General features: G+C 39.2%; 16 protein-coding genes. 7 read left to right on the top strand and 9 right to left on the bottom strand.

Translation table 11 applies throughout. The annotated features are described in order from the left end of the window. Positions 1–57: 57 nt before the first annotated feature. Together EGT34_RS10940 and hutC are read right to left on the bottom strand one after the other, a co-directional pair. Positions 58–633, bottom strand: coding sequence for a HutD family protein (locus tag EGT34_RS10940; RefSeq protein ID WP_000571155.1), 576 nt, complete (start codon positions 631–633; stop codon positions 58–60). Further along, positions 630–1,382: a histidine utilization repressor gene (gene hutC / locus EGT34_RS10945; RefSeq protein WP_001138321.1), complete on the bottom strand. Its 753-nt coding sequence runs from the start codon at positions 1,380–1,382 to the stop codon at positions 630–632. The genes EGT34_RS10940 and hutC overlap by 4 nt, the downstream gene beginning before the upstream one ends. Positions 1,383–1,734: 352 nt before the next feature. Between hutC and EGT34_RS10950 the strand changes: the two genes are divergently transcribed. Continuing rightward, positions 1,735–2,847 (top strand): acyltransferase family protein, encoded by a 1,113-nt coding sequence (locus EGT34_RS10950; RefSeq protein WP_001246961.1) that lies wholly within the window; start codon positions 1,735–1,737, stop codon positions 2,845–2,847. A 33-nt stretch (positions 2,848–2,880) separates the two neighbouring features. On the opposite strand, the gene zigA is transcribed toward EGT34_RS10950, so the two are convergent. From zigA to EGT34_RS10965, 3 genes are all read right to left on the bottom strand, one after another. Further along, positions 2,881–4,146: a zinc metallochaperone GTPase ZigA gene (zigA, locus tag EGT34_RS10955; RefSeq protein ID WP_000624549.1), complete on the bottom strand. Its 1,266-nt coding sequence runs from the start codon at positions 4,144–4,146 to the stop codon at positions 2,881–2,883. 142 nt (positions 4,147–4,288) lie between these two features. Next, entirely contained in the window at positions 4,289–4,972 is a 684-nt protein-coding gene (locus tag EGT34_RS10960) for a D-Ala-D-Ala carboxypeptidase family metallohydrolase (RefSeq protein ID WP_000833253.1), read from the bottom strand. A 162-nt stretch (positions 4,973–5,134) separates the two neighbouring features. Continuing rightward, entirely contained in the window at positions 5,135–6,523 is a 1,389-nt protein-coding gene (locus EGT34_RS10965) for an amino acid permease (protein ID WP_000107090.1), read from the bottom strand. Positions 6,524–6,881: 358 nt separating this feature from the next. Here EGT34_RS10965 and fahA point away from each other — a divergent pair, with 358 nt between their 5' ends. The 4 genes from fahA to EGT34_RS10985 all read left to right on the top strand — a co-directional run bounded on the left by fahA (position 6,882) and on the right by EGT34_RS10985 (position 10,453). Beyond that, positions 6,882–8,189 carry a fumarylacetoacetase gene (gene fahA, locus EGT34_RS10970; RefSeq protein WP_000435857.1) on the top strand — a complete coding sequence of 436 codons (1,308 nt, stop codon included), beginning with the start codon at positions 6,882–6,884 and terminating at the stop codon, positions 8,187–8,189. Beyond that, a complete protein-coding gene (maiA, locus tag EGT34_RS10975; RefSeq protein WP_000781240.1) occupies positions 8,176–8,808 on the top strand; it encodes a maleylacetoacetate isomerase in 633 nt (210 codons plus the stop codon). Before fahA ends, maiA begins: the two co-directional genes overlap by 14 nt. A 17-nt stretch (positions 8,809–8,825) precedes the next feature. Beyond that, positions 8,826–9,374 carry a VOC family protein gene (locus EGT34_RS10980; RefSeq protein ID WP_000141645.1) on the top strand — a complete coding sequence of 183 codons (549 nt, stop codon included), beginning with the start codon at positions 8,826–8,828 and terminating at the stop codon, positions 9,372–9,374. 299 nt (positions 9,375–9,673) lie between these two features. Continuing rightward, positions 9,674–10,453, top strand: coding sequence for an IclR family transcriptional regulator (locus tag EGT34_RS10985; RefSeq protein ID WP_000568800.1), 780 nt, complete (start codon positions 9,674–9,676; stop codon positions 10,451–10,453). Between the two features lie 65 nt (positions 10,454–10,518). Here the strand turns inward: EGT34_RS10985 and hppD are convergent, their stop codons facing one another. Then, positions 10,519–11,574 (bottom strand): 4-hydroxyphenylpyruvate dioxygenase, encoded by a 1,056-nt coding sequence (gene hppD / locus EGT34_RS10990; protein WP_000353163.1) that lies wholly within the window; start codon positions 11,572–11,574, stop codon positions 10,519–10,521. A gap of 523 nt (positions 11,575–12,097) precedes the next feature. On the opposite strand from hppD, the gene EGT34_RS10995 reads away from it, so the two are divergent. Continuing rightward, complete coding sequence (locus EGT34_RS10995; protein ID WP_000924615.1) at positions 12,098–12,568, top strand: DUF523 domain-containing protein; 471 nt, start codon at positions 12,098–12,100, stop codon at positions 12,566–12,568. A gap of 20 nt (positions 12,569–12,588) precedes the next feature. On the opposite strand, the gene EGT34_RS11000 is transcribed toward EGT34_RS10995, so the two are convergent. The 3 genes from EGT34_RS11000 to pncA form a co-directional block, all read right to left on the bottom strand. Further along, positions 12,589–13,932 (bottom strand): MATE family efflux transporter, encoded by a 1,344-nt coding sequence (locus EGT34_RS11000; protein WP_024437649.1) that lies wholly within the window; start codon positions 13,930–13,932, stop codon positions 12,589–12,591. 177 nt (positions 13,933–14,109) lie between these two features. Further along, positions 14,110–15,048 (bottom strand): bile acid:sodium symporter family protein, encoded by a 939-nt coding sequence (locus EGT34_RS11005; RefSeq protein ID WP_005130522.1) that lies wholly within the window; start codon positions 15,046–15,048, stop codon positions 14,110–14,112. Between the two features lie 54 nt (positions 15,049–15,102). Next, a complete protein-coding gene (gene pncA, locus EGT34_RS11010; protein ID WP_024437648.1) occupies positions 15,103–15,747 on the bottom strand; it encodes a bifunctional nicotinamidase/pyrazinamidase in 645 nt (214 codons plus the stop codon). A gap of 329 nt (positions 15,748–16,076) precedes the next feature. On the opposite strand from pncA, the gene dapA reads away from it, so the two are divergent. Further along, entirely contained in the window at positions 16,077–16,970 is an 894-nt protein-coding gene (gene dapA / locus EGT34_RS11015) for a 4-hydroxy-tetrahydrodipicolinate synthase (protein WP_000193598.1), read from the top strand. Positions 16,971–16,983: the final 13 nt, after the last annotated feature.

Raw genomic sequence — 16,983 nt, forward strand, 5'->3', positions numbered from 1 at the left:
AAAAAGCACATATCTTCTAACAAGACATGTGCTTTTTAATCAGTAAATGATGTCTTTTTAACGTTGAATTAGCTCAATGACATAGCAACTTTTGTGCTGTTTTTTTGGAAAATTGATTGATGTGATACTAGCATTTTTCTCAATTTTTAGCGTCTCATGAGCAGCAAGCTGAACGGAATGCTCATCAACGTTCACTTCCGTTTCACCACCCTGATTAAAAATAAAAATCAGGTCTGCCGAGCTTATAAATGCCTGCTCCGCTGCCTCATTCAACCACTGAAAACGGGCATGAAACTTTGCAGGATCATAAATTAAATTTAAATCCCGAATTGCACCGTCTACCAGTTCACTTTGGACCTGACTTTCACCATGAAAAGCAAAAATATCGCCCTGTTTCAGCGTTTTGGCAGGAAGGTCATCGACATGCAGTACCATGCCCTGCCCATCAAGTACGCTAATAATGCGTTGTTTATTGGGAAATAACGAAAATGGCCCAGAAGTTGTTACATCTGCCATCGAAATGCGCCACTCAAAGTCGGCTTCACCTTGGCTTCGAGCAATTTCTAAAGTAAAGCCTGCACCATTTTTCCAAAGCATTTTTGTATATTGATCGGCCCTGATCAATTCAATCATGGATTAAATTTCCCTTCGAGATAATAGCGACTGCCCGGATAAATCAATCGTGCACTTGAAATGAGTTGTTTGTTTGACCATGTGCGACGGCGGATGAGTAAACACGGTTCAGCTTTAGTAATCTTTAACCACTTACACTCTTGAGGCGATGCTAAAACGGCCTCAACAATGTGTTCACCTTCTGTCACGGGTGCTTTTGCCATGAGGTAAGCATTTGGGGTAATGGTTTTAAAATCTTGTTCTAAATAATCTGGAATCAGTGCTGCATCAACTAAACGATCTTCGACCTGAACAGGTACATCATTTTCATAATGCACAATAATCGAGTGAAATAATTTTTGCCCTTCGCGAGTCTGCATTAACACGCTTTGCTCTGCATTTGCATAAACTTGTTCTAAGACTAAAACTTCAGCGTGGTGCTTATGGTTTCGTGCAATAATCTCATCGGCAATATTATTAATTTGAAAAAGTGCAGTTCGGCCTTGCCCTTCAGCAACGAAAGAACCAACACCCTGAATTCGAACAAGTAAGCCTTCTGTTGTTAACTCGCGTAGCGCACGGTTTACCGTCATACGGCTACAGCCGAGTTGATTAACGAGTTCACTTTCCGAAGGAATTTTTTTATTTACAGCCCAAGAGCCTTCATAAATCTTTTGTGAAATCAGCTGTTTTACGCGCTGATATAAAGGAACTGGACTATCAGCTTCAATCGAAAGCTCAGTATGTTCTTGTTTTGATGTTCTGGGCATAACAAATACTCAAAAAGGCAGCAGGCAAAAAGGTATTTTAGTTGACATGCTATGTATATACAACCACATACAACATGTTAATTTATGAATTAAATATATTTTAAAAAGTTTAAAAAATAAACATAGCTCGACAAGAGCTAATTTAAAGTTTTATGTAGAGAAATTCAAATATATAAAGGCTTTATCAATATTTATTTAATAGTTATTTCTGCTAAGCCAGTACCCCATCCTAGAAAACAAAAATATCATTTTTTCTGGTTTACGAAATGATGCTTAAAATTTTTATTTAAAATAACTGATCGATAGTATTCTTCTGCCACACAGTATATTAATAAAACTGGAAGCACATCGAATGCGTAATTATAAAATAGATATTCTTCGAGGAATTTCTATCCTTTTGGTTCTTTTACATCATTTTAATATTCCCTATAAACTTAAAGATACATGGTTAGGTTTTGATTTCTTAGGTGAAGCATTTAGCACTGTCATCGCAAGAAACGGAAATTATGGCGTCACCATGTTTTTTGTGATTTCGGGTTTTTTAATTACCCATCACACTTTAAAACGAGACAAACAATTTTCTGCAATTAACCTCAAGCATTTTTATATCCGACGAGCAGCGCGTATTTTACCGTGTCTGGTATTACTCATTTTAGGTGTAAGCATACTTGGTTCATTTGACTTAAAACCCTTTATGAACCAAGCACCGAATGGCATTGAGGTCTCTTATCCTTTAACCATATTTGCAGCCTTAACCTTCTGGATGAATATCCTGATTATTAAATTTGGTTGGGTAAACTACGCTTTGGGCGTGTTGTGGTCGCTCTCTGTAGAAGAAGTTTTTTACTTTGTTTTTCCATTATTGTGTCTACTCACCCGTAGTAATAAAGTCTTTATTGCTGTACTTGTTGGAGTGATTTTATATGGGCCTTATTTTAGGTCTCTCCATTTTGGAGAAGAAAGCGGCGCTTATTTATATCATTATTTTTCAAGTTTTGATGGTATAGCGGTGGGCTGTTTAACGGCGATTTTTTCTCATAAATATCAACCAAATTGGACCTATAAAAAACCTCTTTCATGGCTAATTATTTTGAGTATGACCGCTCTATATTTATATGCGCCCATTAAAGAAGTCAGTACATGGGGTATTAGCTTATTTGCTCTTGCCACAGGTTTACTCATTCTGTGTTTCCAACATCCTTCCGAAACACAAGCACATAATCTATTTACCAAAGTGATGGTCTGGTTGGGGCAAAGAAGTTACGAAACTTATTTGTTTCATCTGGTTGTGCTGGGCCTTATGAAAGTTGCTTTTGTTCCGGCTCAAACCGACTCTAGCATCAAAATTATGCTTTTAATTGGCTATCTGATTCTAACTTTCATCATTAGCGCAGCAATTGAAAAATATTATTCCACACCACTTAACAGCTACATTCGAAAGGTTTTGATTAAAGATAAATCATAAAAAATAAGCCCCTTGAAAATAGGGGCTTTTTTATTAAGCAATCAACATCGTTTCATCATCTTGCTTAAAAGGATTAGACCAGCTCTGCCAAACTTGCGGACCTAAAGCCATTTCTTCATCGCTTAACAAGCAGCTATCTAAGCGTTGTATTAAAGCTTGCTCATCCATTTGCATACCAATTAAAACCAGCTCCTGACGCGCATCACCTGTGCGGTCATCCCAATTTTTCTTAATTTGTTCAATGCTGGCTAGGTTACTCGGCCAGTCTTCTTCCGCAACGGCTGCCCACCAATAACCAGCTAAACCGTGTCGAGCCATTGCTCCCGCTTGTGACCATGAATAAGCCAATGTCGGTTCGGCAGCCAACCAGAAAAAGCCTTTGGAACGCACGACTCCCGGCCATTCAGCCTGTACCAAATCATAAAAACGTTCTGGATGGAAAGGTCGGCGGGCACGGTAAACAAAGCTACTAATGCCATACTCTTCAGTTTCAGGTGTATGCTCGCCGCGTAACTCTTTTAACCAGCCCGGTGCTTGGGCAGCTTCATCAAAATCGAATAGCTGTGTATTTAAGATTTTGTCTAAAGCGACCTTTCCAAATTGAGCAATTTCAATTCGGGCACGCGGGTTTAGAGTTCTTAAAATGGCAATAAGCTGGTCCTGCTGAGCCTGATCAATCAAATCAATTTTATTCAGTACAATCACATCACAAAACTCAATCTGATCGATAAGAAGGTCAACCACAGTTCTCTCATCTTGCTCGCCTAATGATTCGCCGCGTTGTTGTAGGGAGTCAACTGAACTGTAGTCTTTAAGAAAGTTAAAAGCATCGACTACCGTAACCATAGTGTCGAGTCGAGCAAACTCATTGAGTGAGTTTCCATCTTCATCTTCAAAGGTGAAGGTTTCTGCCACAGGTAATGGCTCTGAAATGCCAGTTGACTCAATCACCAATTGGTCAAAGCGCCTTTCGTCGGCTAAGCGTCTCACCTCAACCAATAAATCTTCTCGTAGCGTACAACAGATACAGCCGTTACTCATTTCAACCAGTTTTTCATCTGTTCTTGAAAGCTCTGCCCCACCTTCGCGTACTAATGCCGCGTCAATATTTACCTCTGACATATCATTAACAATCACGGCAATACGGCGGCCTTCGCGATTATTTAAAATATGGTTGAGTAATGTGGTCTTTCCTGCACCCAAAAAGCCCGATAAAACAGTGACGGGAAGCTTGGCAAATGAGTTGGCGATTGCAGTGTGCATGGCTTGATCTCTTTGAATAATATTTAAACTGATCATGGCTGGCCATTTAAATATGGCCAGATCACAGGCGTAATCTATTTCTAAACCACAATAATATTATGTTATAACATAACTATTGATCAAGTTTTTATTCCAGTTTTATCTAAGCCAAATCACTTAGTCTTTGAATAAGTTGCTTTTATAGTCCCTGACAAATTGAGCTTCTATAGTGATGGTCTGGCCCCCATGCTCTAAAACCTTGACTATCAATATGGATTTGTCCTGAAGCATAAACACCCAGTCCCATATTAAACGCTTGGCCTTTAGTCGCCCAGAACTGACAAAGCTTGGTTTTAGTTTGTTGAATATTGAACTGGTCTAAGTCGCTAGGCTGTTCTGGCCCAATCCTAAAATCAAGTGCTGCATTAAAGACATGTCGAGAAGCATCAGCACCACCTGCACAGCGGTTTAAAGCTAAAGCTCGATAGACCGAAGTCACTTCAAAATCGTTAATCACGCCATCATCAACCAATGCTTTTAATATATTGAGCGTCGGAACAATATTGGACCAAATCTCGCGTGGTGGAACTGCGTAAGGCTCAACTCCACATTTTTGCCAGTCTCGGGCTGAACGTAATAATTCGTGGTCTGGAACTAAATCGGCAAGTCCTTTTTGCTTAAGAAATTGCTTATAAGCTTGTACAGACTGTCTGTGATCTGCAGTTGCAATCCAAACGATATAATCTTCAGGCTGTTGTTTGATTTTAACCACAGTTTTAGATGGTTGAGGCAAAGTGGGAGAGCGATGAGTAATCGTCGGCTGGGGTGTTTGAGTACTACAAGCCGCCAGAGTTAATACGAGTAAACCTAAATAGCGCTTCATAAATATATTCTATCTTCCCTAAACATCTGGAAGCCTTTAATCATTTAATTTCAGAAATGTTATAATATAACAATTATTAAATCCTTTAATTTCTGTTGTAAATTTTAAAAAATAAAAGAGGACGTATTTATACGTCCTCTTTAGCTTCTAACTACGACCTGATTACATATCTGCTTCTAAAGCATGTACAGGCTGTTCAGCTTTTAATTTACGGCGTTTAAATTGATAAGCCACCATCAAACACAAAATCCATCCTGGAATCATCATAACTGCCACACGCATGTCTGGCGTTAAAGACATCACAACTAAAATTCCAAGCATGAATGCCATGCAAAGATAGTTGCTAAATGGATACATGAAGCTTGGGAATTTAGTCGTTTGACCTTGACGTTGCATGAATTTACGGAATTTTAAATGTGTCCATGAAATCACTACCCAGTTAATCACAATCGCTGCTACTACCAGCATCATGAGTAAACCAAATGCTTTTTCAGGGAAAATATAATTGAGTAAAACACACAATACCGTCACAAATGCAGAGACTAGAACCGCATTGGTTGGAATACCGCGTTTATTAATACGGGCAAGAGCTTTCGGGGCATTACCTTGTTGGGCAAGACCTAAAAGCATACGGCTGCTGCAATAGCTGGTTCCGTTATAGACGGAAACCGCAGCTGTCAAAATAACGAAATTTAATAATGTCGCAACACCTTGGCTATCTAAAGAGGCAAAGACCATCACAAAAGGACTGCCACCTTCTGCCATTTGATTCCACGGAAATAATGAGAATAAAACAAAAAGTGTCGCAATATAGAAAATCAAAATACGATAGATAATCTGGTTTACAGCTTTAGGTAAAGTTTTGTCTGGATCACGCGCTTCAGCAGCAGTAATACCAAAAAGCTCAATACCGCCAAAAGCAAAAATAATCACAGCCATTGCCATAACCAAGCCTTCAATACCGAATGGGAAGAAACCACCCAATGCCCAAAGGTTAGAAATGCTGGCCTGAGGCCCTGCTGTGCCGGTTGCAAGTAAATATGAGCCGAAACCGATCATGGCTAAAATTGCTAAGATTTTGACAATGGAAAACCAAAATTCCATTTCGCCAAAAAACTTAACATGCAGTAAATTGATACCATTAATGAGAATAAAGAACGTTAGAGCAGATGCCCACGTTGGGATTTGCGGCCACCAATATTGAATATAAAGACCAATTGCACTTAACTCTGCCATACACACAAGTACATTGAGTACCCAGTAATTCCATCCTGACATGAAGCCTGCAAAAGGTCCCCAATATTTGTAAGCGAAGTGGCTAAAAGATCCACTTACAGGTTCTTCTACGACCATTTCACCGAGCTGGCGCATCATTAAAAAAGCAATAAATCCTGCAATCGCATAACCCAAGATTACCGATGGACCTGCCAATTTAATCGATTGTGATATACCAAGAAACAGCCCTGTACCAATCGCTCCACCCAACGCAATCAGCTGGATGTGACGATTACTCAAACCATGTTTCAGGTTTCCTTGCTCTTGTGTTGACATATGATTATTCTCATCCTTGTCACGTAATTTTTTTCCAATAAATTACGTATATCATAAATTGATCGGATTTTCATAGAGATTGATGAAAAAATAATTGCGTTACTTTTCTCACAACCGCGCATGAAAACAGAAAATGCAAGAAATAACAATTATTATGCAATGTGTAATTAAATTATGTATTGCGTAATTTGATGAATTCAGTATTATAAGAACCATGAAGTAATTGGTTGTTCTCGGTCTCTATCAAACTCATAAGTAAAAAGATGATCTAAATAACGGTTAAAACTTATTGAGTAGCTCAGTCCCTAGACCGAACTTTTATTTGTATAAGACACGAGATGAAGACAAGGAAGCGAAAATGGAACAAAAACTAAACTCTTTTATTGAAGTTTCACCTCAATCTGATTTCACTATTCATAATTTGCCTTATGGTATTTTTAGTAGAACAGCCGAAGGCGAGCGTCAGGTCGGTGTAGCTATCGGTGATTGGGTCATTGATCTCGCTGCTCTTGAAAAGCATGGTCTTTTAAAACTTTCAGATCAAGACACCTACTTTAACCAGCCTACACTGAATAAATTTATTGAATCGGGCAAAGCCAATTGGTCTAAAGTTCGTAAAACGCTACAGTCTCTTCTTTCAGTTGATAATTTAACGCTTCAAGAAAATGAAGCATTGCGCCAAGAAGTTTTGGTTAAGCAAGACAGTGTTACTTTGCATTTACCACTTCAAGTATCTGGTTATACCGATTTCTATTCTTCTAAAGAACATGCCACCAATGTAGGCTGTATGTTCCGCGACCCTAAAAATGCCTTGCTTCCAAACTGGAGCGAGTTGCCTGTCGGTTATAACGGCCGTGCTAGCTCTGTTGTGGTAAGCGGAACTCACGTCGTACGCCCTTCTGGTCAGATTAAACTTCCAAATGAAGAACGTCCGGTTTTCTCAGCAACTCGCAAGCTCGATTTTGAACTTGAGACTGCATTTATTGTGGGGAAACCAACTCAATTAGGTCAACCAATCCCCATTGAAGATGCATGGGATCATATTTTTGGCATGGTTTTGCTAAACGACTGGTCAGCACGTGATATCCAACAATGGGAATATGTTCCACTTGGCCCTTTCAACGCTAAAACATTTGCAAGTTCGATTTCTCCTTGGGTCGTCACGCTTGAAGCTCTTGAGCCATTTAAAGTTGAAGGTCCGAAACAAGAACCGAAGCCACTTGCTTACTTACAAGAAAATATCGCCAATACTTACGATATTAATTTAAGTGTTGAAATCCAAAGCCCGAAATCAGCACAACCTGATGTGATCTGCCGTACTAATTTTAAATATATGTATTGGTCTATGGCTCAGCAGCTAACTCACCACACCATTGGAGGCTGTAACGTTCAGGTTGGTGATTTAATGGGTTCAGGTACCATTTCAGGTTCTACACCAGATTCGTATGGTAGCTTGCTTGAGTTGACTTGGAACACCACCAAGCCTCTAACACTTGCGAATGGTGAAACTCGTGGTTTCTTGCAAGACGGCGACACACTCATCATGAAAGGCCACTGTGAGAAAAATGGTATTCGCATTGGTTTTGGTGAAGTCCGAAATACGGTACTTCCTGCATTAACTTTTGATTTTGCAGAAACTTCGGAGCCTAATTATGAAGCTGTATAGTTACTTTCGTAGCTCTGCAGCTTACAGAGTACGGATTGGTCTCAACCTTAAAAGTCTCGCTTATGAAACTGTACCCGTTCATTTAGTTAAAAATGAGCAGCAAAGCGAAGACTATTTAAAGTTAAATCGCAGTGCCTTAGTACCAACTTTAGTGGACGGCGATTTAACCCTGTCACAGTCATTAAGTATTTTGGAATATCTGGATGAACAATATCCTGAAACCAAATTACTTCCAAATGATGTGAAAGAAAGAGCCAAAATCCGTGCTTTTGCACAGGCGATTGCCTGTGATATTCACCCGTTAAATAACTTACGCGTGCTGAAATATTTAAAAAATGATTTAAATGTTTCGGACGAACAAAAAAATTACTGGTATCAGCACTGGATTCTTGAAGGCTTTCAAACACTCGAACAGCAACTTCAAGATTCAAATGGGCAATTTTGCTTTGGACAACAAGCAACCATTGCCGACTGCTGCCTGATTCCACAGGTTTACAACGCGAAACGCTTCAAGATTGATTTGTCGGCGTTTCCAAAAATTGAATCAATTTATCAACATTGTTTGTCTATCCCAGCCTTCTATAACGCGGCGCCAGAACAACAACCAGATTGGGAATAGTAAAAAGGAGTTTCAACATGACATTTGCCATTAAAAAAATACATCACGTTGCATATCGTTGTAAGGATGCGAAAGAAACTGTTGAGTGGTATAAAAAAATGCTCAACATGGACTTTATCTTAGCTTTTGCAGAAGACCATGTACCTTCAACGAAAGCTTTTGACCCGTATATGCATTTATTCCTAGATGCAGGCCAAGGCAACGTTTTAGCATTTTTTGAATTGCCAACCCAACCAGAAATGGGCCGTGATGAAAATACACCTCAATGGGTGCAACATATTGCCTTTGAAGTTGAAGATTTAAATGCTCTTTTAGCTGCCAAAAAACATTTGGAAGACAACGGCGTTAAAGTATTAGGTATTACCAACCATGGTATCTTCCACTCAATTTATTTCTTTGACCCAAATGGGCATCGTTTAGAACTGACTTATAACGATGCACATGCTGAAGAAAAAATTGCAAAAATTACTGAAGAAATGAAAACTGAAATGTTAGAGGAATGGAGCAAAACCAAACGCGCTCCACACCATACTCATTTCTTGCATGAAGAAGAATTAGGCGCGTAATTCTTTCAAAGCAATCATTTTAAAAGTCGGCATTGATGGGAATAGTTTGAATGAACTGTTCTATATCAATGCCGATTTATATTGTTTAAATCTACTAAACCTCTATCAATTTACGCTATAAATGTAAGATGAAGATGTTTGTAAAAATTGTGGATTATTAAACATGTGAATTTCGCTAATAGAAAAAGGTGATTTCTATTTTTCTATAGGCTCAGGCATGATGTAAAACGCATCAATGCCAATTTATGTTCTGAACAAAACTGTTTAACTGCTGAAGTAAATCGATTAAGGGTATTTAAATGATTGAAGAAAAAATATCTGGGGGGGTTCAATCACTTGAAGTTGGCTTATCCGTACTAAATGCCCTTTTAGAGCACAATCAACCCATTATTCTCAAAGACTTATCTAGTAAGCTTGAGATGCATCCTGCCAAAGTACACCGCTACTTGGTGAGCCTAATTCGCATGGATTACGCCAAACAGCTTGAGGATGGCCAATATGCCTTAGGTGATCAAGCATGGCGTTTAGGCTTAAACTGCATTCAGCACAGCGATACTTTACAGTTAGTACAACATTTAATTTACGACTTACAAAGCAAAATTGGCTGTGGTATTCAAATTAGTAAGTGGTCACCCAAAGGCCCTGTCGTGGTTCAATCGATTGAATCTAACCACCCAATTTCGATTGTGACCAAAGTTGGCTCAATTATGCCTTTAGTCAATTCTGCTGCTGGGCGTTTATTTGCTTCTTACCTTCCTGAGCATTTTGTTCGTCCTTTATTAGAAACTGAGTGGCAAAAACATCAGGAACTTGGGCTAAACATTGCGCCACATAACTGGGAAGAATTTTTAGAACTTAAAGAGACGATCCGCCAACAACAAATGTCTGCGGCGAAAGGTGATTTACTTACCGGTATTAACGCAGTAGGCCTGCCAGTATTTAACTCAAACCAAGGGATTGAGTTTTGTATTGTGGCGCTTGATAGCGAAATGTTTTTACCTGTTGACCCACAAAGTAAAATTATTGAAACACTTAAAAATGAGATTAATTCAATTAATCAATATATTAAAAGCCGCTAATCAATAGCCATAAAAAAACCAAGAGCATTGCTCTTGGTTTTTTTAGATTAGAGACAAAGCAAAACTTATTTTGCTTCGAGCACACCACGGCGAATCTGGTCACGTTCAATCGATTCAAACAATGCCTTGAAGTTACCTTCACCGAAACCATCGTCATCTTTACGTTGAATAAATTCAAAGAAGACTGGCCCAATCATATTTTCAGAGAAGATTTGTAATAAAAGCTTCTTCTGACCATCTTTAGTACTGCCGTCTAATAAAATACCGCGTTGTTTTAACTCTTCAGTTGGTTCACCATGTTCAGGTAAACGCTCTTCAAGCATTTCATAATACGTATTTGGCGGTGGTGTCATAAACTTAAGACCAAGGCCTTTCAATTTATCCCAAGTCGAAATTAAGTCATCACAAATAAACGCGATATGCTGAATACCTTCACCATTAAAATCAGCTAAGAATTCTGCAATTTGACCGTTACCCTTGTCTGAGTCTTCATTTAAAGGGATACGGATCATGCCATCTGGTGCAGTTAATGCTTTAGAGGTTAAACCTGTATATTCACCTTTAATGTCGAAATAACGAATTTCCTGGAAGTTAAAAATCTTCTCGTAGAAGTTTGCCCAATACTCCATACGTCCTTTGTAGACGTTATGAGTTAAGTGATCGATTTCTTTTAAGCCCGCACCTTCAGGGTTACGCTGCGCATCATCAAAGAAAACAAAGTCATTTTCATAAATATCGCGGTCAACTAAGAAGATTGGCATGCCACCAATACCTTTAATTGCCGGAATGTTAAGCTCCATTGGCCCAACTTTTGAGTACATTGGTTCTGCACCAAGCTCAACCGCCTTTTTAAAAGCTTTTGCTGCATCACGAGTTTTGAATCCCATCGCACAAGCAGATGGACCATGCTCATTAAAAAAGAATGAAGCATAAGATTCTGGCTGATAATTCAGGATAATATTGATATTTCCTTGACGCCATAAGTACGCTTTTTTCGATTTATGCTTGGCTACTTTTGAAAAGCCGATTGTTTCAAAAATTGGATCTAATTCATTTTCTTTTGAAACAAACTCAATAAATGCAAAACCGCATAATTCTAATGGGTTCTCTAAAATATCCATCTAGTTTCCCTCTGGTAATTACCTGATCCGTTTACTTCTCATGCTGATCTGGTCAGCTCCTTTCTCTATAGAATACGCATTTGCTGGGAGTATGTTTGAACCGTCAAAATGCCTTAGCCCAACGCATCCTATGAGAAAAAAACCAATAACTAAAAAGAAGATTGAGTGAGCGCAAAGCCGATGATTAATTTCCCTTCTATATGGTGTTTGTTTTCCATACACACTGTCCTTTCTTATCTAAAAGTACGATTGAGATTTTTCAATAAACCTTTAAAAATCGTCTTTTCCTAAAGTTATTCCTAGATTTATGGAGGCCAACATCCTTGTTGGACCTCCAATGGCCATTTACCTTAAAACAGATGCTACTAAAAACAATTAAATTATGCAATACATAATTTAATTATGAATTGTGTAATTTATTAATCAAATTACTTCGTTTGTTTGTGCTTGTTTTAGATTTCATATTTTATAAATCATTGGGTACACTCACATGGCTTTTAAAGTTCTAAGGGCGGAAAAAATCATGCTTTTAATCAGTGCCTGTTTAATTGGGGAGCCTGTACGCTACGATGGCCGCTCTTGCTTACATACTACACTTAAGCAGTTATTTTTAAATAAAAAAGCGCATGCACTTTGTCCGGAGTTATTAGGTGGTTTTACTACTCCAAGGTTACCTGCAGAAATTGTGGGAGGAACAGGTCAAGATGTGCTTGATGGCAAGGCAAAAATCCTGGATTCATCTGGTTTAGATGTGACTGAGCTATATTTAAAAGGCGCCTACCGTACTTTAGACATTGCACGGCAAATACAAGCAACTTGTGTAGTTTTAAAAGAAAATAGTCCGTCTTGCGGTAGTCAAAGAATTTATAACGGTACTTTTCAAGGCGAGAAGATCACGGGTGTTGGGATTACCACGGCACTGTTACAGCGCCATGGTTTTGAAGTGATTTCTGAAAATGAGATTGAAGAATGGTTAGCAGAACATCCTTTTTAAGGTTGTGTTGATCTATCTAATCAAAAACCTCTTAATTGCTTTCTAAAACGAAAACAGAAGGCACTCAATACACAAGCTACTAAATAGCTTATGGCTGCTATACTCCAGAAACCATAAATTCCCATTGCAGATATAGAATGACTCCCCCAGTGCAGCCCTTTATGAGCCATCCACCACCCACCGCCCAATCCGAAACATAGCACCACGACTAAAAAAATCAGCATGGGTAAAATCGACACATCCCAACAACGCAACAAAGAGGTTAGTAACGTCATTAAGCCATCGAGAAAATGAGACATGCAGACAATCAAGAGCAGTGATGCAGCTAAAATCTGTACAGCCAAATCATCTGAATAGAACGTGACAATTAAGCCCCTCTCCAACCATAAACACAAGGATAAACTGCCACTCACTGCCATAATGACCCATATACTTTGTCTGGCAATTTTGTCTGCTTCTTTCATGTTGCCGCTGCCCATAGTTCTTGACACCAAAATGCTATAAGCCGAGGCAATTGATGAAGGAAAAATAAACATGAAACCGCCAGTGCTCGCGACAATTTGATGGGCTGCAGACACCACACTCCCGAAAGGCAAAATCAGAATAGCAACTGAACAAAATGCAATAACGTCCATCAATGCCATGATCGCTGTGGGTATCCCTATTTTTAAAATCATACGCAGACTTTGCCAGCTATCTTCAACTGACCGTTCTGGATGTTCAATAAAGATGTACTTTTTCTCTAGAAAAAACAGGTAATAAACGGTCAACATAAACCACCGTACAATGATAGTGGCTAACAACGCCCCTATCGCCCCGAGTGGCGGAATTGAAAATAAAGCGACACCATAAATCAGAAGATAAGACAAAATAATTTTAAGAATGAAGAAAAGACTATCTGATAATAAAACCTTATAAGCATTTTCAGTGACCTGAGACAAAGCTGTAAATAAGCGCATCAGTAAATGGGCAGGTAAAATAAATACCGAAGCCCAAATACAGTTTTTAGTAATTAAAACGAAATGTTCAGATGCACCAAATAATTTTGGTAAATCACGGAACAAGTAAAGCAAGGCAATACTTACCAATGCCGAACCTAACATCAGCCAAACGCCTTGGATAAAAATTTGACGAATACGTGGTATGTCATGGCAACCATAAGCTTCCGAGAGCTTAAGCATCACACCTTGCAGTATCCCCATTCCAATGACATAAACCACTGTATATAAAGATAAGGTCACCGATAAGGCGGCAACATGATCATTGCTAAAATGCCCTACATAAGCAATATCAATCAATCCACTTAAAATTAGAATCAAATTGCTAGAGAGCATGGGAATAAATAATTTAAAAATCTGGTTCATCAAAAAAATGCCTTATTTTTTCTTTGCAATTTATGTTGATATTCACGTTATTTTTAGTGCATCAATTCGAAGCAAAAGACATACCAGTTTTAAATTCAGCTCAAATAAAAAGTGCTTTAAATAAAAAGACCAAACTATCCGTTTGGTCTTCTTTTGTCATGTATGTTGTTTATACAGTTATTCTTGTTTGTGTTTACTTGCCCAATAAGTCGCAAGTGCAGGACCCGAAATATTATGCCAAAGGCTGAAAATAGCACTTGGTACCGCTGTAATCGGAGAAGCCGCAAAATGCACTGCTGCAAGCGCCACGCCTAAGCCTGAGTTTTGCATCCCCACCTCAATAGCAATCGCCTTACTGTCCGCATAAGGTAATTTAAAGAAACGCGCTGCGGTAAAACCTAATAAATATCCAAGCCCATTATGCAATATCACTACCGCCAAAATGAGCAAACCCGACTGTAAAATAGCTGCTTTACTGCCACCAATAATGGCTGCCACAATCGCGACAATTGCAATCACTGAAACTAATGGCATGACTTGAATATAGGATTCAACCTGACGTTTAAGCCAAGTTCGCAAAATCAGCCCAATCACAATCGGAAGTAGTACGACCTGCAAAATCGAAATAAACATCGAAGCCGCGTCAATCTTTAGCCATTGGCTGGCAAGTAGATAGAAAATTGTAGGCGTTAACACAGGAGCCAAGAGTGTTGATACCGAGGTACAGGCGACCGATAAAGCCACATTGCCTTTGGCCATATAGGTAATGACATTTGAAGCTGTTCCTCCTGGGCAACAACCTACCAAAATAACGCCGACCGCAATTTCAGGAGGCAAATTAAATAATTTACATAAAATAAATGCCAAGCCCGGCATCACGACAAACTGCGCAACAACCCCAATTAACACGGCTTTAGGGCTTTGTAGTACCCCTTTAAAATCATCAACGGTCATGGTCATTCCCATGCCAAGCATAATAATGCCCAAAATCCATGGAATATAAGCTTTCAGCCAAACAAAAAATTCAGGCTGCCATAGCGCCAGAGCTGCAAAAATAATTACCCATAGGGCAAACGTCTTTTGAACAAACTGAGTAAAACGGAGTAATGCAGACATACTGTTCATCCATACCAAATCGCAATTAAAGTCCAAGCATCAAAATCAGTATCTCTAGCATTCATTCAACAGATCAGTCGATTGAATACGAACAACACCTTGTTGCTGCATAGTTTGCCACGCTTGTTCTAATGAACCATTAAGATCAATACCTTTGCACGCATCTTCAACCACTAAAGTTTTAAAGCCTTGCTTAACCGCATCTAAAGCAGTCCATGCGACACAAAAGTCTGTGGCAATTCCGACCACATAGACCGTATCAATACCACGTTCTTTTAAGTAACCCGTTAAACCTGTCATTGTTGAGTGGTCAGCTTCCATAAAAGCCGAGTAACTATCAATATGAGCATGAAAACCTTTTCGGATAATCAGTTGAGCTGTCGGGATATTTAAATCCGGATGAAATTCGGCATCATGAGTGCCTTGTATACAATGCTTAGGCCAAAGCACCTGTGATCCATAATCCAGTTCAATCGTTTCAAATGGCTGCTTGCCCGGATGGTTGGCTGCAAAAGAAATGTGATTATCCGGATGCCAGTCTTGAGTGAGGACTACATTTTCAAAACAACCTGCCAATTGGTTAATGGTTGGAATAATCGTATCGGCGTCGGCAACTGCTAGGTTTCCACCAGGGGTAAAACCATTTTGCACGTCAACTACGACTAAAGCCGAATTTTGTGGTTGTTTATTCATTTTCATGCCATCTTAAGTCCCATTCGGGAGAAATATGCATTTTATCTTGCCATAAAAAAGACCGTGTTAAGTAGAGGTTGGAAGAATTGCACCATATTCTCATTTTTACTGTCTTTTACTTGAAATGATCAAATTGGCATTCTATGTTTTGCTCAAGTTTACATAGGGTTTATCAGTCAAGCATATTGTTCTTATGCGTCTGATCAGTCATAATTTGCATAATTGTCATTCAACAATCTGTTATTGTTAGAACTGGACAATCAAAATACTGCAACCATCCCACATTTTGTTTTTCTTACCTCAGATTCGGATGGATAAATAGGATATTTTTTAAAATGACTCAGCAAGCACAGACCATTCAAGGCTCAATCGTCGCAATCGTCACTCCCATGTTGAAAGATGGCGGTATAGATTGGAAGAGTCTTGAGAAGCTGGTTGAGTGGCACATAGAACAAGGTACAAACAGTATTGTAGCCGTCGGTACAACCGGCGAAGCCTCAACATTGAGCATGGAAGAGCACACACAGGTTATTAAAGAAATTATTCGTGTAGCCAACAAACGTATTCCAATTATTGCCGGTACTGGTGCAAACTCAACCCGTGAAGCAATCGAATTAACTAAAGCTGCCAAAGACCTTGGCGCAGATGCAGCTTTACTTGTAACCCCATACTATAACAAGCCGACTCAAGAAGGCCTTTACCAACACTATAAAGCGATTGCTGAAGCTGTTGAATTACCGCTTATTCTTTACAACGTACCTGGTCGTACAGGTGTAGATTTGTCAAACGATACAGCTGTTCGTTTAGCGGAAATTCCAAATATTGTCGGCATTAAAGATGCAACAGGTGACGTACCGCGCGGTAAAGCTTTAATCGATGCTTTAAACGGCAAGATGGCTGTGTACTCAGGTGACGATGAAACTGCATGGGAACTTATGCTTCTTGGCGCAGACGGTAATATCTCGGTTACTGCAAACATTGCACCTAAAGCAATGAGCGAAGTATGTGCGGTTGCAATTGCAAAAGATGAGCAACAAGCAAAGACGCTTAACAATAAGATTGCAAATTTACACAATATTCTATTTTGCGAATCAAACCCAATTCCTGTGAAATGGGCACTACATGAGATGGGACTGATTGATACTGGTATTCGTTTACCACTCACTCCTCTCGCTGAGCAATATCGCGAACCTCTCCGCAATGCCCTAAAAGATGCGGGAATTATTTAATAAGAGCAATTTA

Source organism: Acinetobacter sp. FDAARGOS_558, from assembly GCF_003937785.1.
Classification (GTDB): Bacteria; Pseudomonadota; Gammaproteobacteria; order Pseudomonadales; family Moraxellaceae; genus Acinetobacter; species Acinetobacter baumannii.